21 protein-coding genes and 1 riboswitch are annotated in these 23,147 nt (G+C 48.1%); of the genes, 3 read left to right on the top strand and 18 right to left on the bottom strand.

Translation table 11 applies throughout. The features are described from left to right. Positions 1 to 113: 113 nt before the first annotated feature. The 8 genes from JJQ88_RS16585 to JJQ88_RS16550 all read right to left on the bottom strand — a co-directional run bounded on the left by JJQ88_RS16585 (position 114) and on the right by JJQ88_RS16550 (position 9,235). Positions 114 to 1,580: a PH domain-containing protein gene (locus JJQ88_RS16585; protein WP_210367149.1), complete on the bottom strand. Its 1,467-nt coding sequence runs from the start codon at positions 1,578 to 1,580 to the stop codon at positions 114 to 116. Further along, on the bottom strand, positions 1,573 to 2,055 hold the full coding sequence (locus JJQ88_RS16580; RefSeq protein ID WP_210367148.1) for a PH domain-containing protein: 483 nt from the start codon (positions 2,053 to 2,055) through the stop codon (positions 1,573 to 1,575). Before JJQ88_RS16580 ends, JJQ88_RS16585 begins: the two co-directional genes overlap by 8 nt. A gap of 96 nt (positions 2,056 to 2,151) precedes the next feature. Then, positions 2,152 to 3,120: a UV DNA damage repair endonuclease UvsE gene (gene uvsE, locus JJQ88_RS16575; RefSeq protein ID WP_210367147.1), complete on the bottom strand. Its 969-nt coding sequence runs from the start codon at positions 3,118 to 3,120 to the stop codon at positions 2,152 to 2,154. Between the two features lie 279 nt (positions 3,121 to 3,399). Beyond that, the gene (locus JJQ88_RS16570) at positions 3,400 to 3,552 is read right to left on the bottom strand and encodes a hypothetical protein (protein WP_210367146.1); all 153 of its coding nucleotides are present in this window, start codon (positions 3,550 to 3,552) and stop codon (positions 3,400 to 3,402) included. Positions 3,553 to 3,813: 261 nt separating this feature from the next. After that, positions 3,814 to 5,277, bottom strand: a complete 1,464-nt coding sequence (cshA, locus tag JJQ88_RS16565; RefSeq protein ID WP_210367166.1) for a degradosome RNA helicase CshA — start codon at positions 5,275 to 5,277, stop codon at positions 3,814 to 3,816. Positions 5,278 to 5,701: 424 nt separating this feature from the next. Next, the gene (locus JJQ88_RS16560) at positions 5,702 to 6,388 is read right to left on the bottom strand and encodes an alpha/beta hydrolase (RefSeq protein WP_210367145.1); all 687 of its coding nucleotides are present in this window, start codon (positions 6,386 to 6,388) and stop codon (positions 5,702 to 5,704) included. Positions 6,389 to 6,680: 292 nt separating this feature from the next. Next, positions 6,681 to 8,060 (bottom strand): UDP-N-acetylmuramoyl-tripeptide--D-alanyl-D-alanine ligase, encoded by a 1,380-nt coding sequence (locus JJQ88_RS16555; protein WP_210367144.1) that lies wholly within the window; start codon positions 8,058 to 8,060, stop codon positions 6,681 to 6,683. Positions 8,061 to 8,152: 92 nt separating this feature from the next. Further along, entirely contained in the window at positions 8,153 to 9,235 is a 1,083-nt protein-coding gene (locus tag JJQ88_RS16550) for a D-alanine--D-alanine ligase (RefSeq protein WP_210367143.1), read from the bottom strand. A gap of 319 nt (positions 9,236 to 9,554) precedes the next feature. On the opposite strand from JJQ88_RS16550, the gene JJQ88_RS16545 reads away from it, so the two are divergent. Continuing rightward, the gene (locus tag JJQ88_RS16545; protein WP_210367142.1) at positions 9,555 to 10,739 is read left to right on the top strand and encodes a dicarboxylate/amino acid:cation symporter; all 1,185 of its coding nucleotides are present in this window, start codon (positions 9,555 to 9,557) and stop codon (positions 10,737 to 10,739) included. A 165-nt stretch (positions 10,740 to 10,904) separates the two neighbouring features. On the opposite strand, the gene JJQ88_RS16540 is transcribed toward JJQ88_RS16545, so the two are convergent. The 5 genes from JJQ88_RS16540 to JJQ88_RS16520 all read right to left on the bottom strand — a co-directional run bounded on the left by JJQ88_RS16540 (position 10,905) and on the right by JJQ88_RS16520 (position 16,106). Further along, on the bottom strand, positions 10,905 to 11,288 hold the full coding sequence (locus tag JJQ88_RS16540) for a VOC family protein (RefSeq protein WP_210367141.1): 384 nt from the start codon (positions 11,286 to 11,288) through the stop codon (positions 10,905 to 10,907). 45 nt (positions 11,289 to 11,333) lie between these two features. Further along, positions 11,334 to 12,791 (bottom strand): heme ABC transporter ATP-binding protein, encoded by a 1,458-nt coding sequence (locus tag JJQ88_RS16535; RefSeq protein WP_210367140.1) that lies wholly within the window; start codon positions 12,789 to 12,791, stop codon positions 11,334 to 11,336. Beyond that, entirely contained in the window at positions 12,791 to 13,849 is a 1,059-nt protein-coding gene (locus JJQ88_RS16530) for a FecCD family ABC transporter permease (protein ID WP_210367139.1), read from the bottom strand. Before JJQ88_RS16530 ends, JJQ88_RS16535 begins: the two co-directional genes overlap by 1 nt. After that, the gene (locus tag JJQ88_RS16525; protein WP_481748310.1) at positions 13,815 to 14,780 is read right to left on the bottom strand and encodes an ABC transporter substrate-binding protein; all 966 of its coding nucleotides are present in this window, start codon (positions 14,778 to 14,780) and stop codon (positions 13,815 to 13,817) included. The genes JJQ88_RS16530 and JJQ88_RS16525 overlap by 35 nt, the downstream gene beginning before the upstream one ends. Before the next feature lie 279 nt (positions 14,781 to 15,059). Then, positions 15,060 to 15,239, bottom strand: a riboswitch (cobalamin riboswitch). Between the two features lie 90 nt (positions 15,240 to 15,329). Further along, positions 15,330 to 16,106 (bottom strand): hypothetical protein, encoded by a 777-nt coding sequence (locus tag JJQ88_RS16520; protein ID WP_210367138.1) that lies wholly within the window; start codon positions 16,104 to 16,106, stop codon positions 15,330 to 15,332. 268 nt (positions 16,107 to 16,374) lie between these two features. On the opposite strand from JJQ88_RS16520, the gene JJQ88_RS16515 reads away from it, so the two are divergent. Beyond that, positions 16,375 to 17,538, top strand: a complete 1,164-nt coding sequence (locus JJQ88_RS16515) for an FtsW/RodA/SpoVE family cell cycle protein (protein WP_210367137.1) — start codon at positions 16,375 to 16,377, stop codon at positions 17,536 to 17,538. Positions 17,539 to 17,731: 193 nt separating this feature from the next. Here JJQ88_RS16515 and JJQ88_RS16510 read toward each other — a convergent pair whose 3' ends face one another. Continuing rightward, positions 17,732 to 18,589 (bottom strand): sulfite exporter TauE/SafE family protein, encoded by an 858-nt coding sequence (locus tag JJQ88_RS16510; protein ID WP_210367136.1) that lies wholly within the window; start codon positions 18,587 to 18,589, stop codon positions 17,732 to 17,734. Positions 18,590 to 18,726: 137 nt separating this feature from the next. Between JJQ88_RS16510 and JJQ88_RS16505 the strand changes: the two genes are divergently transcribed. Next, positions 18,727 to 19,305, top strand: a complete 579-nt coding sequence (locus JJQ88_RS16505; protein WP_210367135.1) for a YqaA family protein — start codon at positions 18,727 to 18,729, stop codon at positions 19,303 to 19,305. A 309-nt stretch (positions 19,306 to 19,614) separates the two neighbouring features. On the opposite strand, the gene JJQ88_RS16500 is transcribed toward JJQ88_RS16505, so the two are convergent. The 4 genes from JJQ88_RS16500 to cspD form a co-directional block, all read right to left on the bottom strand. Then, on the bottom strand, positions 19,615 to 19,752 hold the full coding sequence (locus JJQ88_RS16500; RefSeq protein WP_210367134.1) for a hypothetical protein: 138 nt from the start codon (positions 19,750 to 19,752) through the stop codon (positions 19,615 to 19,617). A 210-nt stretch (positions 19,753 to 19,962) separates the two neighbouring features. Continuing rightward, entirely contained in the window at positions 19,963 to 20,604 is a 642-nt protein-coding gene (locus JJQ88_RS16495; RefSeq protein WP_210367133.1) for an L-fuculose-phosphate aldolase, read from the bottom strand. A gap of 515 nt (positions 20,605 to 21,119) precedes the next feature. Continuing rightward, positions 21,120 to 22,355, bottom strand: coding sequence for an ATP-binding protein (locus tag JJQ88_RS16490; RefSeq protein ID WP_210367132.1), 1,236 nt, complete (start codon positions 22,353 to 22,355; stop codon positions 21,120 to 21,122). A gap of 459 nt (positions 22,356 to 22,814) precedes the next feature. After that, positions 22,815 to 23,015 (bottom strand): cold-shock protein CspD, encoded by a 201-nt coding sequence (gene cspD, locus JJQ88_RS16485; RefSeq protein ID WP_210367131.1) that lies wholly within the window; start codon positions 23,013 to 23,015, stop codon positions 22,815 to 22,817. Positions 23,016 to 23,147: the final 132 nt, after the last annotated feature.

The following is a 23,147-nucleotide window of genomic DNA, read 5'->3' as shown; positions in this document are numbered from 1 at the left end:
GATGCATTCATCTCTGCGGTTCCATCCTGCCGGCCCGGAGGAAAATCAAATGCTGGCCATTATCCAACTATCGGGGCACTGCACTTGTTTTTCCCGGGGAATCATCCGGTGCTTTACAGATCCATATCTGTTCCGTAGGAATACCACTGGTACATTTCCTTTGCATCTGTTTTTTCGATGTCAAATACCTGCCCGCCGCTGCCCCCATGGCCCGATTTCACAGTTGCCATGACGGTTGCCAGGTTTTTCTTTCGCTGGAAAAAGCTTTCCTTGACGCTGAAAGCCTGAACTTTATTTTTCCTCATATATACAGTGTTTTTTACGATCCCGCGGAATCGGAAGGTAAGCATATCTCCCTCGATGCTCCAGCCGGCATCCCTGTATTTCAGGTAGGCCCATAGCGCATTAACCGCAAGCAGCGACAGGCTGAGAGCTCCCCACGGCCAGATGAACCAGGTCAGAGCGATAATTATTGGGACGACAGCCATCCAGCTTCTGAATAGGTAACGGGAATACGCCCGCTTCGGTGCTGGAACGAAGTTGACCCGGAAACGGTAATCACTCAAGTGAGGCTCCAGCAGATCTGGAATCCGGCTTTTTTTGATGATCGGCAGGAGGATGACTTTTGAGCTTTCCTGGTCAAGCCCTGATCCGCCTGCACTTTCGAGATAAGCGGATGCATAGCCGATCGGCTGCCTGATTAAATTCTCAGTGATCCTGACCGCCTGGATGCGGTTCAACGGAATCGTAAATTGCCGTTTTTCAAGCAGCCCTCTTGTAATCACCAGATCATTGTCCACTTTCCGGACTGTAAAATTGGCGTATTTGAGCATCGTCCCAAAAACGGAGATGATCCAGGCAAGCAAAAACACCGCGAACACAGCAAAAGTGATGAAGATTATTCCATTTGCCGCAAAGCTTTCAATCCCGGCAAAGATCCGTTCATAAGGGATGAATTCTTCGAGCTGGGACACGAATGCCAGCACAGCGGAAATGACGACGCCGACGCCGCCGGATGTCGAGGCAAGCAAAAGGAGCTCAGCGGTTGTGATTTTATACAGAATCTCTTCCTTTGTCTCCGTCTCCTCATCATCTTGTTGGGCATCCATGTCGCGTTTTCTTGCCTTTTTGATTGAGACAAGGTAATCATGGATTTCTTGTGCCTCCTGCCTGGTGACGGCCGTCAGGACGGCTTCCCCATCCTGCAGCCCCATTCCCCCTGAACCAGCCGTTTCCACCTTCACCTTGACAAGGCCGAACAGCCGCTGGAAAATCCCTTCGGATACATCGAGACTCTGGATCCGCTCGAACGGGATATACCTCTTTTTGCGGACTATCAAACCGTATTCGATCCTTAGTTCCCCTTGCTCGACCCTATAGGTGAACCTGTACCATGACAAGATTCCAAATAAAAAGATAAAAATGACAATGCCAATCGAACCGATCCAGTAAAAAAGATTTTCATTTGTGCCTTTGCTACCGAAAACGACTAATATCAAAAAGGGGATGATCATTTCTTTTAACTGGCGAAAACCGTTGACAACCGCTGCAATCGGATGCAGCCTTTTTGGCTCAGACATCTTCATCCGCCACCCTCGCCAGCCTTGAAATCGACGTGCGCAGCGCCTCCGCTTCCTCCATATCGAGCGCCGGGATCTCATGCACGGTCGCAGCTGTTGAAACAGTCACTGTTGACAGCCGGTATTTTCGCAGCAGCGGACCCTGTTGTGTGTCCACATGCTGTACCCGGATCATCGGGATGAGCGTCCGTTTGATGATGAACACACCATATTGAAGTTCGATTTCCTGTTCCCTGACTTCATAACGCCAGCGTTTCCAGCGCAAAGCCGGCATTACAAAGATGAACAAAAAGCTATATAACGCCGCTGCAGCAACAGAAGCGGCAATCACCCATCCAGGCCAATCGAATAAAATCGTAATCGCAATCAAACCGCCCGCCAATATCCAGATCAGCAGGGAATGAAGCGACGCGGATATTTTCCAAACAGTCAAGGCTCTTTCTGAAATCCGCTTTTGCGGTTCATAAATTGTCATCAATAAATCCTCCTGCTTTCCCATTAAAGAACACGATTTAAGTATATACTAACAGGCGGGCTTGTTGGGGACTATTTTGGATGAACAAGAACTGGTTCACGATTGAAGCCTGAAGGTGCTTCCGTCTATCTGTTCCACTCCAGGAACTTTTGATAAACCTTCAGCCAGGCGGAAGAGGGCAAGGTCTTTCTTTTTCGCTTCGATCATGCAATGGATTTCGGGGATAGAACCTTTGATTCCATCTAGGAACTCCATGAACATGTTGACATCGACATATTCGGCATGGGCCCTGAATTCCTTTTCCGACCGCGGGCTGGAAATATGCATTTTCACAGGCAGCTTCGAATCCTGCCATGTTGCGATCACCCGCTCCCATTGCTCTTGCCAGTTTCCATCCGCATGATGGGCCAGATGATGGTGATAATCGAACACAAGCGGAATGCCGAGCTTTTCGCATAAGTAAAGGGTATCGTGAAGAGTGAACGAGGTATCATCATTTTCGAGGATGATCATCTTCTGGAGCTTTTGCGCGATCAAACCAAAATTCTCTATGAATCGCTCAAGCGCTTTTTCCTTGTCGCCATAGACACCGCCAACATGAAGGACGCAGCGATGCTCTGGGTCGATAGCCATTCCCCTGAGGAGTGCATAGTGCATCGCCAGTGTTTTCACTGAGGTGTTCAAGGTTTCTTTTTTCTGAGTGTTCAAGAGAACGAAATGATCTGGATGGAAATCGACCCTCATCGGATTTTCTTGTAAAAATGCCGCAATTTCCTTTAACGGCTCCTTCAAAGCCTGCATGAAATCCCAATCGGACAGCTCTTCATGATTCGCAAGCGGGATCAGTCTTGAACTCAGCCTGTAAAAATGGACGTCATTCGCTTTATTGTGCCTAAGGAGCCTGAGGGAATGATCCAGGTTTGACACCGCAATCTGCTCAAGCTTCCGGATAGCCGCATCCCTGTCCTTGATTCCATGGAATCGCTTGAATGTCATTGTCTGTGACGGCGAGCAATTTTGCAACTGCTCACTCATCGCCACGTATCCTAGCCTTATGATCGTCATGGCACACACCTCAACTGTTTTTAAGTAGTATGCCCAAACCTCGAAATCATCATTGTGCCAAAAGTGAAGGTGTCTTTCATCGGTAGAAGTTACAAGGAGGCAAGAGACTCTAGCGGGAGAAACAGGCAAAGGGCCAAATCCCGGGAGGCGCATCCCGCTTCGAGGCTTCCTGACAGCATTCGGAAAACGAGTGCCTGGGACCGGATCAGCAACTACTTTTTTATAAAAGGCTATGTTAAAGACCAGTTGTAAAAAAGAACACGGCAGGCCTCACCCTGTTCATTTTTCATCAGCAGTTTCCGGGTTCATTTTCACCAGCAGTTCCCTACAAAACAATAGGGACACCCGTTCGGGCAGGATACGGTCTCGATTGTTCCCTTTTGGCTTTACCGGGAACCCGTTGGGGAACAATCTAGCTGCGATTGTTCCCATTTCGTCCTTCTGCTCACCCGTTTGGGCACGATCTAGCTGCGATTGTTCCCGCTTCTCCTTCCGCGCACCTCTTTGGGATCAATCCACGCCCTTTCGTCTTCGTTCCCGTTTCTCCTCTCCTTACCCTGTTTGAGTACCCAAAAATAAATAGGATCCTCCATCATTCTCCCGTCTGCTGCTATGTGCTGTTTAAGCGGCTTCGTGTCCTTTTTAACCAAAAAACCCCCGATTCCACTAGGGAACCGGGGGGTTTTCCATTCATTAACGGTGTGATCTTGACTTCGGGCTTCCGCCTTCTCTGCTGCCGCCCGTACGTTTTGAGCCAGTTCTTGGCTTGTATGGTCCTTTTTTGCGGCCGCCGCTGTGTGAATCGTATCTTCTCCGATCCTGCGGTTTCTTGTCTCTTCTTGTTGGCAAAGGTTTTTCCTCCGTAAGCTTGACCGGAGTCATATCAGGTTCCTTCACCAGAATTTTCAAGACGGAGGCAACGACTGTCTCGGCGTCATGATTGTTTAATAGCTCCTGTGCCGCCTGGCGGTAGTATTGCAGGTTGTTCGAATCGATTGTTTGAGTGATCTTGTCAATGACAGCCCTTTGCTGGCCTTCAAGTGCTTCGTCCAGTGTTGGAGCTTTCATCTTTTCCATGCGCCTCTTCGTTGTTTTTTCTACCACATGGAGGTACGATGTCTCTCTATACGTCACGAATGTGATCGCCATTCCTGTTTTCCCTGCGCGGCCAGTACGTCCGATGCGATGGACATAGCTCTCCGGATCCTGCGGGATATCGAAGTTATAGACATGCGTGACACCAGATATATCAAGTCCGCGGGCCGCTACATCCGTAGCGACAAGGACATCGATGGAGCCTTCCTTGAACTTCCTCAAGACAGACATACGCTTGGCCTGTGTCAAGTCGCCATGGATGCCTTCAGCCGTATAACCGCGCAGGTTCAATGCTTCCGACAGTTCATCGACGCGGCGCTTCGTACGCCCGAAAATGATCGCAAGCTCTGGAGACTGGATGTCCAGCAGCCTTGTAAGAACATCAAACTTATTTTTCTCCTGCACTTCAATATAGTATTGCTCGATGGAAGGAACGGTCATTTCCTTCGCTTTTACACGAACGATCTGCGGATCGTTCATGAATCGTTCAGCAATCTTCTGGATCGGTCCAGGCATTGTGGCCGAGAATAGTAATGTTTGGCGTTCGTTAGGGATTTTAGCAAGGATTTCTTCGATGTCTTCGATGAAGCCCATGTTCAGCATTTCATCTGCCTCGTCGAGGATGACGGTCTCAACGTTGTCCAATCGGATCGTCTTCCTGTTGATGTGGTCGAGAAGACGGCCTGGTGTGCCGACAATGATATGCGGCCCTTTTTTCAACGCGCGGATTTGGCGGTTGATATCCTGTCCGCCATAAATCGCCAGGACGCCTACTCTCTTGCCGGAGCCAATTTTATATAATTCTTCTGAAACCTGGATAGCAAGCTCGCGAGTCGGCGCGATGATGATACCCTGGATATTGCGGTTTTCTTTCTTGATTTTTTCAACGAGAGGGATACCGAATGCTGCAGTCTTGCCAGTACCTGTCTGTGCCTGGCCGATCAAATCTTTGTTTTCGAGGCTGATTGGGATTGTTTGCGCTTGAATAGGGGTGGCTTCCTCAAAACCCATTCTCTTAACAGCTTTTAATGTTGCTGGGCTTATGCCCATCTCTTCGAACATTGTCAACTTTGCTCATTCTCCTTTGTATTCACGAATTTCACTTTGTCCAGTGCGGGCTCCAAGCCTCTGGCGGCGGGACTGGGCAATAGGTGCCTGCACTTTTCGTTTATTTAAGTGGCTGTTTAAGGATCCAAACCATCATTTCTGATTCTGGTTAGTATATTATACCGTTACGGCAAATAGGTGCTCGCACCTTGATTATTAAGCAGGGCTGAATCAGCGTATGCTCTAACGCGCTGAAGCACAGAACCTGAAATATTAGCAAAAAAAGACATTCTCCAGCTTTGGAGCATGTCCGCTTAAAGGATTTTCTCACATAGACACTTATTATTCATTATATCATTTTTGGGCGGGAAAGGCAATTCACGAAGTATGTCCTATACTAGGTGAAGCAAAAGAACCGTCCCCATGCTTCACCCATGCTTCATGAGGTTAAAAAGTCATGGACTGCTTGGAATAGTTGGTCTTTTTCGTTGCAGTGGCAGATCAGGTGTTTGGATTTTTTATAGTATAGCAGTCGTTTTTGGGTGGCGCCTATCTGTTGATATAGGTATTCGGCGCTTTTGGGCGGGACGATGCCGTCGCTTTCTCCCTGGGCTATCAATGTAGGTACCTTAACCTCGTGCAGGATCGGCCTGATCTGGTTGACAAGCCTGCGAAATTGCAAGGTCGCCGCCATCGGGGTTTCTTTGATTTTCCGTTTGTAACGAAGGTACAATTCATTTTCTTTCAATTTACCTCGGAAAGAATCCCTGGCCATTTCCTTGATATCGGCAAAAAGCTGCTTTGGGTTCACATAATAGGCCGCCGCACTTAACAGGACCAGCTTTTTCACCGGATATTTCGAAGCAAGGTAGCTTGCGATCAGTCCTCCCATTGAAAAGCCAATGACATAAACGGTGTCGCATTCCTGCAGGAGAGCCTGCAGCTCCCTTTCAGCATGGTCGATCCACTGTCCGTAACGGATTCCTTTCAGGCTAAGCTGGTCGCCATGGCCCGGGAGCGTAGGGACAGTTATTTTCCAATCGGTCCTTTCTTTTAAAAAATGGGCCAGCGGCTCTACCTCATAGGGCGAGCCAGTAAAGCCATGGATTAAAAGGCAGCCAATCATACAACCATCCCCATCGTTTTTCTCGTATATATTCATTCCCTATTTTAAACGATTTAACCTCTATTTTCATGAGATATCCGTTACAAATTTCACTTCGTACCTGCTGGTTCCATCATACTCGGGGAGTCAGCTGCGGGGCGGAAAAAAATAAAGCGGAGTTTCCGGAACTTCCGCCCAGGGATGAAAGAAGCGGAGCCAATAATGAACACTGTCCAGGGCATTGGGAGGGATGTCCTCGTTCCAAAATCAAAAATAAAAGATGCCCTTTGTTCGCCAAAGGGCATCTTTTTAGTTATTCCTGGAGGGCCTTGACGACTTCCTCAAGCTTCATCCCGCGGGATGCTTTAACCAGGACAATTGTTTCATTGTTGACGTATTTCTTCAGTTCACTGCTTAACTGCTCTTTATCGAAGAAAGCAAATACCCTGTCTTCATCGATGACTTCCTTTGCGCCCTTCGCGATTGCCGCGCTTAGTTTGCCGTAGGTGAACACATAATCGATTTTCCCGCCTTCTAGTGAAGTGCCGATTTTATAATGGTATTCCTCTTCAAGCGGCCCAAGCTCAAGCATGTCTCCAAGCACAAGGATTTTCCGGCTGTAACCTGTCAGGTTGGCAACAAGGTCTATCGCCGCATTCATTGAGGTAGGACTTGCGTTATAGGCGTCATTGATGATTTTTTCACCATGCGCGCCTTCAGACATTTCCATCCTCATATTCGTCAGCTTCAATCCGGCAAAGCCATCATTCATTTCATTGAATGGAACGCCGAGGAATTCGGCCGCCAGCATCGCAGCCAGCGCGTTGAGGATATTATGGTTCCCAAGCACCGGCAAATAGAAGCTTTGCTCGCTGCGGTTCGTGACGAACATGTTGCCATTTTCCATCGACTTAACGCTAACCGGATAAAGGTCATTGCTTTCGCTGGCTCCGAAGGTCTTAAGCTGGGCAGTCCCCTTGTACCCCTTCAGCCTTTCCTGCAGAAGCGGTTCATCGCCATGAAAAATGATCAGGCCATTTTCCTGCAAGCCGTTGATGATTTCCAGCTTCGCATCGGCAATCGCTTCCCTGGACCCAAGGTCAAGCAGATGCGATTCGCCAATGTTCGTGATGATCACTGCATTCGGCCGGGCAAGCTCCGTTAAAAACTCGATCTCACCTTTGCTGCTCATCCCCATTTCAAGCACAGCCACCTCCGTGTCTTCTTCGAGGCGGAGGATTGTCAGCGGAAGCCCAAGATGGTTGTTGAAATTGCCTTCCGTTTTCTGGACCTTGTATTTTAGCGACAGCAGGCTCGCTGTCATATCCTTTGTCGTTGTTTTTCCATTGCTTCCCGTGATCCCGACAACTTTCACATCAAGAGAGTCGCGGTAGCTTCTGGCCAGCTCCTGCAATGCCGCTGTCGGATCATCGACAAGGATGATTGGCAAATCCTCAGGCGGATTCGGAACATCCTTCTGCCATAATGCAGCTCTCGCTCCCTTTTCGATCGCCTGTGCGACGAATTTGTGCCCGTCGGTATGTTCCCCCCTGAAAGGAACAAACAAATTTCCCTTTTCCAATTTTCTTGTATCGATTGTGACGCCCGTGACGGTGACATTCCCGAATTCACCTGGATTGTTAACGGTTCCTCCGGCCATCCTGGCCATTTCGTTCAGCGTTTTTTGAATCATGCTACTTTCCTCCCATGGACGACAGAAATGAAGGAACACGGCGCACAAAAGCATGGATGCCCAGTCTGCCGTGTTTCCCCAATGGTGTTGATTTAAAATGTGTACTTTATCTTTTGTTTTTCAGTATGGCGTTCTATTGCGAGATTTACCAGCTTTTCGATCAGCTCTGGATAATCCACTCCCGTATGCTTCCACAAAAGCGGGAACATACTGAATGGCGTGAAGCCAGGCATCGTGTTGACTTCATTGATCAACAGCTGTCCATCCTTTGTCAGGAAGAAATCCGCCCTGACAAGTCCCGAGCAATCAAGCGATTTGAAAGCCTTGACCGCCATCTCTTTGATCTCTTCATATTGCTGCTCGGTAATTTCGGCAGGGATGATCATTGCTGTATCGCCATCTTCATACTTTGCTTTGTAATCATAGAAATCTTTTTTCGGAACAATCTCGCCGACTACGGAGCATTCAGGCTCTTCATTGCCGAGGACGCCGATTTCGATCTCCCGGGCTGTGACGCCTTGCTCGATGATGATCTTTCGGTCGAACTGGAATGCATCCTTGAACGCAGCCTCGAGTTCCCGCTTATTGGCCGCCTTGTTGATCCCAACACTGGACCCCAGGTTCGCCGGCTTGACGAAGCATGGGTAGCCGATTTTTTCTTCCACTAGTTTGTATGCCCTTTCGCTGTCCTTTTCCCACTCGCTCCGCAGGGCAAACACATAATCCACCTGAGGCAAGCCGGCCTGGGCAAAGATATTCTTCATAACGATTTTGTCCATCCCCGCCGCCGAGGCAAGGACACCATTGCCGACATAAGGAAGGTTCAGCAGTTCCAATAGCCCCTGGACAGTTCCATCTTCTCCATTCGGTCCATGGAGCAGCGGAAAGATCACATCAAGCGGCTGATCTGACTCCGCGTCGCCCGACTTGAACAATGCCGGTGCAAAAGAAGGAGATGGCAGGTTCGAGCCATTTCCGATCTCAAGCGCCTTGATGTTTTCAGGAGGTGCCTGCAACTGCGGTCCCTTCATCCATTCGCCATCCTCCGTTATGTATATAGGATATATTTCGAATTTGCCAAAATCCAATGCTTTCGTCACAGCCAGCGCTGTCTGCATGGATACTTTATGTTCAGCCGATTTGCCGCCATACAGCAGCCCAATTCTAGTCTTCATCTAAATAGCCCTCCAATAATTTTCATCCTCGTTTATTTTACCACTTTATTTTTCAAGAGAGGAAATGTCATAAATTTTTAATATAACTTCCCCAGCTTTACTATTTCCTCTCTAAAATGTATGAAACCTCTGGCTTGATTTAAAACCGGTCCGTTCAGGCAATCATCTAACATTTACAGGAAAACTTCCCATAATTAATGGGGAATATGCTATGTTAAAAAAAATAATAATTCTGTAAAATCCGAAATCCCTTAACATTTCTGGCCTCAACGTGTATAATCCACCTAAAACAAACAACTGAACATCGAGGGAGGACAAGATGAAAAAGTTAGGGTTATTGCCAAAAATCGTAATGGCTATCGCACTGGGGATCGGCGCGGGCTTGATTTTCCCAGAAAACGTCATCCGGATCTTTGCCACTTTCAACGGCTTATTCGGCAACTTCCTGGGATTTGCCATCCCGTTCATCATCATCGGTTTCATCGCTCCAGGAATCGCTTCATTAGGAAAGGGAGCCGGCAAACTGCTAGGCATTACCACTACGATTGCCTACATATCTACGATCGTCGCAGGATTGTTGGCATTCGTTACTGCGACGTTCCTTTATCCTATCATTCTGCAAAAGCAGGGATTGCAAAAATTCAAGAATCCGGAAGAAGCGCTGCTTAAACCTTTCTTCCAGGTGGAGATGCCCCCTGTAATGGGCATAATGTCCGCATTGCTGCTCGCCTTCATCCTTGGTCTGGGACTCGCTTCAATCAAGGGTACCACACTGCAAACAGCAATGGTTGATTTCAAGGAAATCGTTGAACTTGTCATTGAGAAAGTGATCATTCCTTTATTGCCTTTCCACATCTTCGGTATTTTCGCGAATATGACGCAAGGCGGCCAGGTTTCTGCCATCATGAGTGTATTTATCAAGGTTTTCGCCATGATCATCATCCTTCATCTTTTGTATCTGCTCATCCAATATACGGTTGCCGGCACTGCCGCAAAGCGGAATCCGCTGAAAATGCTGAAAGAAATGGCGCCTGCCTATATGACGGCACTGGGCACTCAGTCGTCCGCCTCGACGATCCCAGTAACCCTGAAGCACGCCCGCAGAATCGGCGCCCGGGAAAAAGTTGCCGATTTTTCGGTTCCGTTGCTGGCAACGATCCATCTGTCCGGAAGCACGATCACACTCGTAAGCTGCGGAATGGCCGTTATGCTTCTGCAGGGACAGGAAGCGACCTTTGCTGAAATGATGCCGTTCATCCTGATGCTCGGCGTGACGATGATTGCCGCTCCAGGCGTTCCAGGCGGCGCTGTCATGGCAGCCCTCGGGTTGCTGGAATCCATGCTCGGCTTCAGTGATACGATGCTGTCGCTGATGATTGCCCTTTACCTTGCGCAGGACAGCTTTGGAACAGCTACAAACGTGACAGGGGACGGAGCCCTTACCGTATTGGCCGACAAGCTGAGCGGTAGAAGCGAACGAAAAAAAGAAAGAGTTACCGCTTAATTTTTCATATTGGTGCTGACCGGGTGATTCTACCCGGTTCTTTTATTTAGTGAACTCATGAAACGTGGAACAATATCGTCCTGCTGGGAATCTGGCGGCTTCCTTAATATACAAAAAGCTCAGATGGACTCTGAGCTTTTGTTGTCTTAGCCAAAAGACTCTTTTTTAGCCAATTGGCGTGCAGATCTCAATATAATGCCCATCCGGGTCCGCCGCATAGGCAACAACCTGCCCCCAGGGCTTCTCATTCGGCTCTAGCAAGATCGGGACTCCGGCTTCCCTTAGTTCTTCAACCTTTCCTTTGACATCCTCAGTGACGAATCCAAGCTCAAAGGTTTGTTCCGTCCTTGGTCCATCCGGTATCGGCAGCTTCGTGATTTCCCTTCCGCTTGCTCTTGTATTCATGGAAAGGATGGTATGCCCGGTATCATATTCGATATAGGTGCCGAATTCATTCCGGAGCTTCAAACCTAATAGTTCCCCGTAAAAATGCTTTGTTTTTTCCAGGTCGGATACATACAGAATGACATAGCCCATTTTCATTTCCATTCAATCACCTCTTTAGTACATTTCGGTGTTCAGCGGAAAACCCCTTCATATAGTGGATTGGTAAGCCCTTCGGTATTTGATGATCGCATCCTTCGTACAGGAGTAAATGCCCTCACTGATCAACCTGCCTAGCGGCGCTGCCGTTCCGGCATACGGGATGTACTCGCCTTGCTGGGTTGCCGCGATGCAAAGGCTGTCCGTTGAAACCCCTGGTGATTGGATTTTGTCTTGCTTCCCTGCATCGAGCCAGCCATCTTCACTATCCAAATCCTCCAGTACATTGATTTTCGATTCGGATGCTGTCATGGCGCTCTGGATGAAGGCTTCCTCTGAAATCCTGCCATTAATGAACAGCCACGTATTGATGTTCCTCGGAAGATTCCGGTGGGCCGTTCCTGCCGAGACAACGATGAAAATCGACAGACCATCTTCCTCGAACAGCTCGAAAGCCGCAGTTTCAGGGTGGACAGCGGTCATCATCCCAACCGTTTCACTAGGCAGAAAGCCAAGCTGTACCAGGTATTCCGCCATCTCCGCCTTATGGTCGCTGCAATCATAATCGGCTGGCACCATCCGATTGACAAAGGCCCGGTGCCAGCCAATTCCGGCACCGGTAATGCCTGATGACATCGTCCTCAGCGGAATCGGCGACTGGATCACGATCCGGTCATCCAGGATATCCAGGACTCCAGGGCCTATTTTCATTTCCTTTACGGACGTATTTTTCCCTTCAGGAATCAACAGCAGCTGCGGCTTGGCAACCTCGGGATGCGGATGGTTCTTGATCTCGGTTTGGTATACATTTTTGATCCGTTCCTCTTTTAAAACTTCAGCTGGCGTATCCACAATCAGAATTTCCCCATTTTCCATGAGCAGAAGCCTGTCACAGTATAACGACGCCAGGTTCAAGTCATGGAAAATCGAAACAACGGTCAGCCCCTGGGCAGCCGTCCATTTTTTCAGCAAATCGAGCAGTTCCTTCTGGAACGACAGATCGAGGTGGTTCGTCGGTTCATCAAGCAGGAGGATCTTTGGCTGCTGTGCCAGCGCCTGGGCAAGGAACACCCTCTGCTTTTCCCCGCCGGAAAGCTCGACGATCGATTTTTCCTGAAGATGGAGGATACCTGTCTGCTCCATCACTTCATGGACGATTCGTTCATCCTCTGCGCGCCAGCTGTTGAACCAGCCCTTCTGGTGGGCGTAGCGGCCAAGCTCCACCGTTTCTTTAACGGAATAGGGAAAGGCCTGATCTGAATGCTGGGGGAGGACGGCCATCAGCCTGGCAAGTTCCTTTGGTGTGTAATCCTCTAGCGGGCGACCGTCAAGTTCGATCAATCCAGAATGGGCATTCAATGCACCGCTGATCATTTTCAACAGCGTCGTCTTTCCGCTTCCATTCGGACCCAGGACGCCGAAAAGCTCCCCTTTTTCCACTTCAAAAGAAAGGCCCTTCAACACCTCTGCTCCCAGATAGCCGCCCGTCAGTTCATCAACTCTTATCATCAGCCAGCACTTCTTTCCCTGCGATTTCTCATCAAAATCAGCGCGAATACCGGCGCGCCAATCAAGGCGGTAATGACCCCAATCGGCAGCTCGGACGGAGCGATGATCGTCCTCGAGACAAGATCAGCGAGGATCAGGAAACCGCTCCCGACCAGCACGGACAGCGGAAGCAAATGCTTATGGTCTGGGCCCCACAATATCCTGGCCAAATGGGGAATGACTAGCCCTACAAAACCAATTGTCCCCGAAACCGCTACTGCTGACCCGGTCAACAGCGATCCGGAAAGCAGGATCATCAGCTTCCGTTTTTCGACATTGACACCTAAATGCTGGGCCCGCTCTTCTCCGAAGGACATCGCATTCAATTCCCTTGTATTCGCGAATAAGATGATGGATCCTATGATTAAAAATGGTAAAATGATTTTTATATATTCCCAGCCTCTCATTGACACACTGCCAAGCAGCCAGCCGATGATCTGCCTTAATTCCTCTCCTGAGAGCGCAATCATCAAGGAGATGAAGGCCCCCAAGAAAGAACTTAATATGATGCCGGTAAGGATAATCGTTTCGACCCTCATCAGCCTGTCGACCCGCCGTGCGAAAAACAGCACGAACAGGACGGTCGCGAAGGCGAACAAGATGCTCAGCACCGGCAAAGTAAAGGATTGGACGACAGGCAGGGAGATGCCGAAGAATAAGGTGATGACCGCGCCAATCGAAGCTCCCGAAGACACTCCCAAAGTATAAGGATCTGCAAGCGGGTTCCTCAAAAGCCCCTGGAATGCGGCGCCCGCAACCGCTAGAGATGCGCCGACCAGCCCTGCGAGAATAACGCGCGGCAGCCTGATTTCCATCACGATGCTTGTCTGCATCGGATCGATCCCCTCGCCCTGCATGCCGAATATTCCAGCGCCAATGATCCTGATGATAGCAGGCACCGGAATGGAGACCGTCCCAATAGAAATCCCGAGCAGCATGGCTGTCACCAGGAAGGATGAGGCAGCGATATAGGCAACACTCTTCTTATTTAAAAATGTCCGGGTATATGGCTTTTGCAAGCTCCTCTGCTCCTTCTGCAAGCCTTGGGCCGGAGCGGGTAACGAGATCGGAGTGGACATCGTGAACCTGCTTGTCCTTGACTGCTTTCACTTGATTCCAGCCTTTGCGGCTTAGCACCTGCTCGGTCGGTTTTTCCGTATAGTAACCATAGGTTGTGATAATGACGTCTGGATCGCGCTCGACCATTGCCTCCTGGTCGACTTTCGCCCAGCCTTCCATATCAGATGCAGCATTCCTGGCGCCAATCAACGACAGCATGTCATCGATGAACGTATGTTTCCCTGCTGTGTAAATTTCCGGCTCTGGCGCTACTTCCACGAATACTGTCTTTTGCTCCTTCACAGCTTCCGCCTGTTTTTTCAAGTCAGCGAATTGGTTTTTCATGTCCTCAATCAGCTTGTCTGCTTTTTCCGGTTCGCCAATCGAACTCCCAATCATCCTGATTGATTCGTACACTTCATCGAAGGACTGGGCATCATTGACGACCACGACATCGATGCCGGCGTCCTCGAGCTGCTGCAAACCAGCCTTCACGCTATCTGCTGTCGATTCGTGGGCAAGTACAAGATCCGGTTTCAGGGAAATCATCTTCTCGATATTGATCTCCATGCCGCCAATTTTCTCTTTCTTCGCCGCTTCCTCCGGGTAATTATCGAAATCGGTCACTCCAGTGATCGCTTCCCCATGATCCAAGGCATAGACGATTTCTGTATTGCTCGGGATGAGCGAAATGATTCTTCCGGGTTTTTCCTCGATGGCAACTTCCTTATCCAGTGCATCTTTGACTTTTACCGGGAAGCCGGCCTTTTCTTCCAAAGACGCTTTGCCGCCTCCTGCGTCTTCCTCTTTCCCGGACTGCGCACCTTTGCAGCCGGCAAGCACAAGCGCGACGGCCATCATGATTAACAGTAATACATTCAGCTTCTTCAATTGTTTCTCCTCCATTTTGCCGGATGGCAATGTAAAAAATGTGACTGGTGATTTCCCGGTCCTGGCACAAAGCTTTCCGCGGACGTGGCAGGGAGCCGGTCCAGCTTCAGCGCTTAGCCCTTTGCGCTCCAACCAACAGGATTCAAATAACTCAGGCCTTTAACTTAGCCTTCCTCATAAAAAAACATCTCCGTCAGAAGAGGAGATGTCCGAGTAAGCGAATCTTTTCAATAGCCAAAAGATATAGAGCCTATCGGCACCTTCCTATCCTCGTAGGCTTTCTGGTGCAATGAACAGGCAGGTCTCCTGGCTCATGGGTAATCGCATGCAGCGCCTTCCCGTACTTCCGACAGTGGCATTGTGCTGCATGTTCCCATTTACAGTGGCGGGACCGCGTTGGACTTCCACCAACTTCCCTTTTAAGTCTTCGAAAAGACACCCGGTTCATTTCCATATGTAATTTCCGCTAATCCAATTATACACGAAGAGACGAAAAATGCTTCAAAATTTCCTGTTCAAATCATATATTTCAGCAGCAATCGGCTGAATTCACTGCGACAGCAGGCTCCATTCTTTCAGCTTTTTATCATATACCAATTTGCCATGGGGCTCGCCTTTGCTGGCTACTTTGAATTCATCATGCATATCATCCATATCGGTAAAATCACCGATGATCCAGATTGGGATTTCGAGCCGGTTGCGGTTTTGCTGGACTTTCCTCAGCGAAAACACCGCTCCTTCCTTCAAGGCGGGCATCAATGCCTTTAGAATTTCCTTGCTGACAGCAGGATACAGCTTCTTTTTCTTGATGCCGAGCAAAGTTTTCTCTGGCTTCAGTTCTCCCATTTTACCGGCAAGGACATTGCCAAGCATCCGGAAAAAATCGTTGAAATTCCGGTAATAAATTTTATTCAGCCAGCCATCCTCCCTGGCCAGGTAGGCAAACCGGTTGCCCAGATGATTATAGAATGGCAGCTTAAGATGATGCTTGATATGGCCGAGATAAAGGAGTTCGGCAATTTCCTGCCCCGTCAGGACATTCAATGCCTCCACTTCCTCGAAATCGATCCAGCAAAAATCACCATAGGCACTTACATTTTCAGCAGAAAGCTTGTGGATCCTGTCTTCCGGAACATAGTCGAATAAGGTGTGCCTGTTGAAATCGCCATCATCATATTTATGCTCGAGCAGCAATAGGTTGTTAAGTGAATCTCCAATTGAGCTTGCAAATTCAAAAAATTCTATTCCCGACGAAACGACATATTGATCGCGGTCATTCAGATGGACATAAATCGAATCCCGATAATATGGATGGGTCTTTTTCAAAGGCAAAACCTCCCGGACAATTTCTTGGATGAGACAGGAAAGGAAACCGCGCTTCCAATGTTTCCACTTCCTTACAGAACATACTCTTTCTATTCTATCAAAAAAATAGAAAAATATCTTTTTTCTGCTTCCGTCAGCAGCCCTTAGGATTTCGTAATTTAAATTGGAACTTTATTGTTCATAGTTCGTCTATTTATCATAAGATCATATTTCTAATCGTCCGGGGAAATGTTAGTCGATAGCATGAAATAAGCAAGGTGTGTTTTAAATGGATAAAGTAACAAAAAAGCCTGAGCGGTTCGACTGGACGCTCGCATTCATCCTCCTACTGCTGTTTATTGTCAGTTGCGCGGCGATCTACAGCGCCCAGCAGACAGATCAATATGGCGGGAATTTCTTGATAAAGCAAATTTTCTGGTATGTTTTCGGCTCGGGTATCATTGCTGTCGTGATGATGTTCGACAGTGAACAATATCGGAGGCTTTCATGGTATCTATACGGCTTTGGGGTATTCTTGCTCTTCTTCCTCCATTTTGCGCCATCGAGCATCGCAGAAGAGCGCAATGGCGCGAAAAGCTGGTTTTTCATCGAACCAGTCGGCTCCATCCAGCCATCAGAATTCATGAAGGTCTTCCTGATCCTTGCCCTCAGCAAGGTGATTTTTTTGCATCATGAAAAATATAGCATGAAAACGATCCGCTCAGACCTTCTCCTGTTTCTCAAACTTTCCGCGATCACCGGGCTTCCGCTTGCCCTGATTATGCTCCAGCCGGATCTTGGGACAGCTCTTGTCATCCTTGCCATCTTCACCGGTTTGATCCTTGTTTCGGGCATCAGCTGGAAAATCATTTTGCCGCTGTACGGAAGCGGGGCGGCTCTTGGAGCAGGCATTCTTTATCTCGTCATCTGGAAGCCTGAAATCCTCAAGATTTATTTGAAAGTGAAAACCTATCAGTTCGGGCGGATTTATGCCTGGCTCGACCCGGAAAGCTATCAGAGCGAGTATGGCTACCATTTAATGAAGTCCCTGATGGCGATTGGTTCAGGAACGATCACCGGAAAAGGCTTCAGCGAGCGGGAGGTCTACATCCCCGAAAGCCATACCGATTTCATTTTCAGTGTCATAGGCGAGGAGTACGGATTCGTCGGCGGAAGTATTGTCATCAGCCTGTTTTTCCTGCTGATCTACCATCTGGCAAAAACAGCGCTCGATACAAAAGATCCTTATAATACATACATAAGCGCCGGTGTCATCAGCATGATCACCTTCCACGTCTTCCAGAATATCGGGATGACGATCCAGCTATTGCCGATCACAGGCATCCCTCTGCCGTTCATCAGCTACGGCGGCAGCTCGCTCATGGGCAATATGCTGGCGATGGGCCTTATTTTCGGGATTCGCTACCACCATAAAACGTATATGTTTTCGTAAAGGGATAACCTCAAAGAAAGACTTCGCCCTAATTCACAGCTGCTATGTCAGTGACCGATACAAGAAAGGTTTTTCGAGCTTGCCGCGCCGGTTTTCCCGGCTTTGACTTTGCCTGCTGACAGGATACGTAGGCATTGGAGTGACCGATGGAATTGACCTCCTGCAAAAAAAGACTGGATGGATCCAGCCTTTCTTAATTGCCCCCGAGCTTTTCTTTTGTTATTTTTACGAAAGAGCGCTGAAGGAAATAGAGAATGAACAGGGCCATGATGATGAGGCCGGCTGTATTCAGGCTGAACAGTTTGAGGACGGCACCTGCGAGTGTTGCGAGGTATAGCAGGCCAAGCATCGCGTTCATTTCCCTGTTTTCAAAAAAATTCGTCAGCCGCGCGCCGAACTGGGAACCGATCAATCCACCGGCAATGAGCATCAGACCGATGAAATAATCGATTTGTGTTTCGATTGCGTAGGAAACAAAACCGACGCTGACAATCATCAAGACCGCGAACAAGCTGGTTCCGACCGCCTTCTTCGGATTGAAGCCAAGGATCGTGATGATCAACGGGACGATGATGAAACCGCCGCCGACTCCAAGGGATGCTGAAGCGAAACCGCCGATAAAGCCGACGGCAAGCAGTTTAGGCACCGAAAACGAGCCAGCGACTGCTGGTTCTGCTTCCTTTTTGACCTGACGGATCATTTTAAAAGCGAAATACGCCAAAAACACGATATAAAGGGAGGGAATGATGATTTCATCCCAGCCCCGCTCCTCCAGGTAATAGACCATGGGCCTCGCGATTTGTGTGGCTGCGATGCCGCTCGCGCCCATGATCAGCCCCTCTTTCCAAAGGATATTCTTCAACCGGATATGGGCAACGATTCCTGAAAGCGATGTGCCGACTGTAAAAAACAGACTCGTCGTAATGGCCTCGAGCGGAGAAAATCCTATCAGCAGCAGGATCGGTGTCAGGATAAAGCCGCCGCCGACTCCAAAGAATCCTGATAAGACACTGATCAGGATTCCAAGCAGAAAAAAGATTGCATAATCCATAGATGACATCCTTTTCATAAAAATTCATTGTATTGACAGGATAACACGTAGAGAGCAGATAGGAATATCATTGGCTCATCCTGTTTGTAAAATGATATACTTCTAACTATACCAACTATCAAAGGAGAAACTGCTAGATGCGTGAAATGATACATGTACTTGAGGAATGGCTGCTTGAATTCGGTTCCTGGGGGCTATTCATCGTCTCCTTCATGGAATCTTCTTTCTTCCCGATCCCGCCGGATGTACTGATGATCCCAATGGGAATCGCCAATCCTGACAGGGCACTCTGGTATGCTTTTATCACGACTGCCGGCTCCGTGCTAGGCGCCTTGCTTGGATGGTATATCGGCAGGAAGGTCGGACGGCCTGTGCTTCGCTATTTCATCAAGGAAGAACGGATTGCCACCGTTGAGAATTACTTTGCAAAATACGGCGCCATGGCGATTCTAATCGCCGGCTTTACACCGATTCCCTATAAAGTGTTCACGATTTTTTCCGGCATTGCCCGGATACGGATCCCGACGCTGATCATTTGGTCCATCATCGGCCGCGGTGCCCGCTTCTTCCTCGAAGCTGCGCTCATCATCGCCCTCGGCGAAAAGGCCATGCCTTTCATTGAAGAGAACTTTGCGGTCCTGACAGCTGGATTAGGCGGCATCGTCATTGTCGGCTACCTGATTTACCTCTTTGCCCGCAAATCGAAAAATGCGTAAGCCAGGCGTTGATGCCTGGCTTTTTGCGTCAGAAAAGATGTCTGTTCGGGAAGTTTTCCGCGCTAGCTGCTTTCTCTGCTCCGCCAATGGATAAAAGCAATGGGGCATCCGCGCTGATTGCGATTATTCCGGGATTTTGTCCATTCCCCAGGACTGCCGCCCCTTGAGACCGAACTCTTTCCGAATCACACGCCGGTATTTGGGAGTCTGATCAGACTTCAACAGGTTTTTCCACCGTACCTCTCCCAGATGTCCGATCATGCTCTAAAAATACCAAAAGGACGGCTTGAAAAACCGTCCTTTCCTCGTTTAGCTAAAGTTATCAATAAAAAAGATGACCAAAAAGATGATGAAAGCATAAAAACTAAGATGCAGCAGCACAGTCGTGAAGAAGCCTTTTACCTTATCAAGCGAAAAAGGTTCCTTTTTTCTCGCCCTTGCTCTCATTGCCCAATGCCCCCTTAGCAAAACTATCCAGCCTGTCCATTTTTTTCTTTAAAAATATCATAGCATATTCATGGGGCTTTGTGTTTCATTCCTCTTGTATTTCCTGTGGCAGTCCGCATGCCAGCGAGAAAAAACGAAGGACAGCTGCTTTCCGGTCCAATCTATTCCCATTAATTATAGCAAACTGGCAAAACCCGCTTGAAAAAAGGGTTACCTTTGCCCATAGCTTTCAAACTTCCTGGCAAGGCGCACCATCTCTTCATCAGGAAGCAGCTTTGGTTCGCCAATTGCTTTGGCCTGGCAAAAAATCCGGGCGCTGAATTCAATTTCTTCGGCGACGGTAAAAGCTGTTTCCATATTGCGGGCACCTGCAATCAGCCCATGATTGGCCAGCAGGACCGCGCGCCTTTCCACCATGCCTTCAAATGCGCGTTCCGCAAGCTCCTTCGTCCCAAAGGTTTCATAAGGAGTGCATCTTACATTCGGCCCTGCGAACGCCACAAGGTAGGAGACCGGAGGAAGGTCCCACCCAAGGGCGGCAATCGTTTTGGCGTATGGCGAATGGGTATGCACAAGCGCATTCAGGTCTTCCCGGCGCTTGTAAAAAATCAGATGCATATCGAGCTCGCTTGATGGTTTCCTGCTTCCATCCATTATTTTCCCTTCAAGATCCAGGACAACAACGTCCTCAGGTTCCGTCTCAAAATAATCCAATCCACTAGGACTGATTGCTACAAGTTTCTTTTCACGATGAAAGATGCTGAGATTGCCGCCTGTTCCTTTTGTCAGACCGCTTGTGATGATTTTCTTTCCATATTCGACGATTTTTTTTCGTTCTTCCAGAAGCAACATGGTCTTAGCCTCTCTTTCTATGCAAATTCTAAACCATTATTGTACACAATGGCCGCAGGCTGCATCCTTCAGGTCGGGGAAAAACCGTGCTCCCTTTATGAACATTTCCAATTTGAAACGCTTTAAACTTCCTCCTGACACGGACCTGGCCATCTTCAGGCCTGGCCAGATCCTTAACATACTCAAGCAGAAAATCCTCATACAGATGCAATTTGTGCTGAAGATTGAATCCAGCTGCAGGCAGAAGGCCGGGTTCCATCGCCATCGCCATGGCTTATTGGAGGCGCAAACGATGACTTTTTTCAGCAAAAAAAGAAAGGGCAAGCACCTATTCGATGGATTTTCACCTATCCATACAAAGGAAACGCTTCCATTTCCCCCAAATGAATGGAAGCTGTTCCGGCATCGCAAATAGTAATTGAAGTCCGGGATATTATCTGTTTGCTTGGATTTTTATGATATTCAGGAAATATCCACTTTCCATTTCCGATCAATGGGATTTGGATGGAGCTCCTTTATTCGCACGGTAAAAAAATGGTGAAGGTTGTTCCCTTTCCTTTCTGGCTGTCGACATGGATCTTGCCCCTCATCCTGTGAATGATGTCATAAGAAATCATCAGGCCCAAGCCCGTTCCTTTTTCCTTCGTCGAATAATATGGGTTGCCGAGCCTGCCCAGCTGCTCTTTGTTCATCCCGATGCCTTCATCCCGGAATTGCACTTTGATTAGATCCTTTTCGGCTTTCGCGATGATGTAAATACTGCCCCCTCCCGGCATGGCCTCTATCCCATTTTTGATGATGTTGATAAACACCTGCCTTAGCTCATGGGAATCCGCCTTGATCCAGAGATCCTTTTCGATGCCTTCCACTAACTCGGTATTCGAAAGATGGGAATACGATCTCATGAATTGGATGATTTCCTTCAAAAGCTGGCTCAAATCCAGCTTTGACGCTCCGCCTGTATTCGGCCTGGCCAGCGACAGAAAATTATCGATAATCGTCTGGGTCCTGTCGAGTTCCTGCAGTGAAATCGAAATGAAGAGCTGCTGATGTTCATCGAGGTTCTTTTCTCCCTGCAGAACCTGCATGAAGCCTCGGATCGTTGTCATCGGATTGCGGATCTCGTGGGCCACGGATGCCGCAAGCTGGCTGATTGCCGAGAATTTCTCAGCTTTCGTCAGTTCTTCCATCGTCCTGAGCTGGAACTTGGTTATTTCAATAATATAGATGGTGATGGAGAGCGCAACAATTGATACGAGCGAAAAGACGAACAAAAAATGATAATTGTGCGGATTCCCGGAATTCAGGATCGCAACAAGACGGGTTGCAGTGGTCAGTGTGTAGACTAAAAGGCCTAAAACAACCTTTTTGCCAATTGCACCGTCCCGGTATATTTTTTCCATGGCAAAAAATATGACGAGGACGACAGAATAATTGATGGCTGTAGCCAGGAGTTGATCGAAATGAATAAGGCTTTCCATCACGAGCATCAGCACGGTCAGCAAAAAACCATCTACCCTGCCCACGTAAAAAAAAGCGATGAAGATTGGGATCAATTTCAAATCGAATTCTATCCCGCCATCAAAATGGATCGGAAATACCATCGTCACGAGCATCGCCGTCAAAACAGAAAGCTTAAAAAACTGCCGCTGGTACACCTTCCGCCTCTGCATATGGAGAAAATTATACATAAAGCCGAGGGACATGATTACTGAAAAGTGTAGAATCAAATCTTTTAAAAAATCAACCATCCCACTTCCTCCAGATAGGTCCATATATGAGAAAAAATTCCTACATTTTTATTATCCATTGAAGGGCCGCAATCTTCAATTAAAAATTTCAGAGTTTTTAATAAAATAAAACTATCTCTGAAAATCAAAAGTTTTATACAGTGTCCCTTTTTCTTGTGCTATAATGAAGGTAACCATTTCTTTACCATAAGGAAAACCCCGCTTTTTTCGAAAGCGGGGTTTTTTGCTGCCTTGAAACATGGAGCTATCTGGAACGACCGAAGGATTGCAACTCCAGAATCGACCATTCCCGCATAGGACAAGCAAGCTGAAAGGGTTGTTCTTTTTCCTCCCGGGGACGGAAGACCGGCTGATTGACTTATGCCTCCAGCGGCTGGCAACAGGCTGATTTTCTGCTGCCAGCTTATAAAAAAAACAAGCCCTGGATATCCAGAGCTTGTTTGTATGTGCCAATCGTTATTATAGTTTTACAACGTTAGCTGCTTGTGGTCCACGAGCGCCTTGTTCTACGTCAAAAGAAACTTCTTGACCTTCTTCAAGGGATTTGAAACCTTCGCCTTGGATCGCTGAGAAGTGTACGAATACATCATCTCCGCCTTCGCGTTCGATGAATCCAAAACCTTTTTCTGCGTTAAACCATTTTACTTTACCGTTTTCCATTTTGTTGCCTCCTAGTGTGTATCCACACAATTTGTTACTATTCTTGCTCTCAGTGATATCAGGCGAAAATGTCCTTACATACCGAACAAAAATAATTCTCCCTTAGAATAACAGAATTAGAATGATAAAGCA

The sequence above is a fragment of the Bacillus sp. REN3 genome (genome assembly GCF_017912555.1).
Classification (GTDB): Bacteria; Bacillota; Bacilli; order Bacillales; family Cytobacillaceae; genus Mesobacillus.
This window is presented reverse-complemented; position numbering and strand designations above follow the sequence as displayed.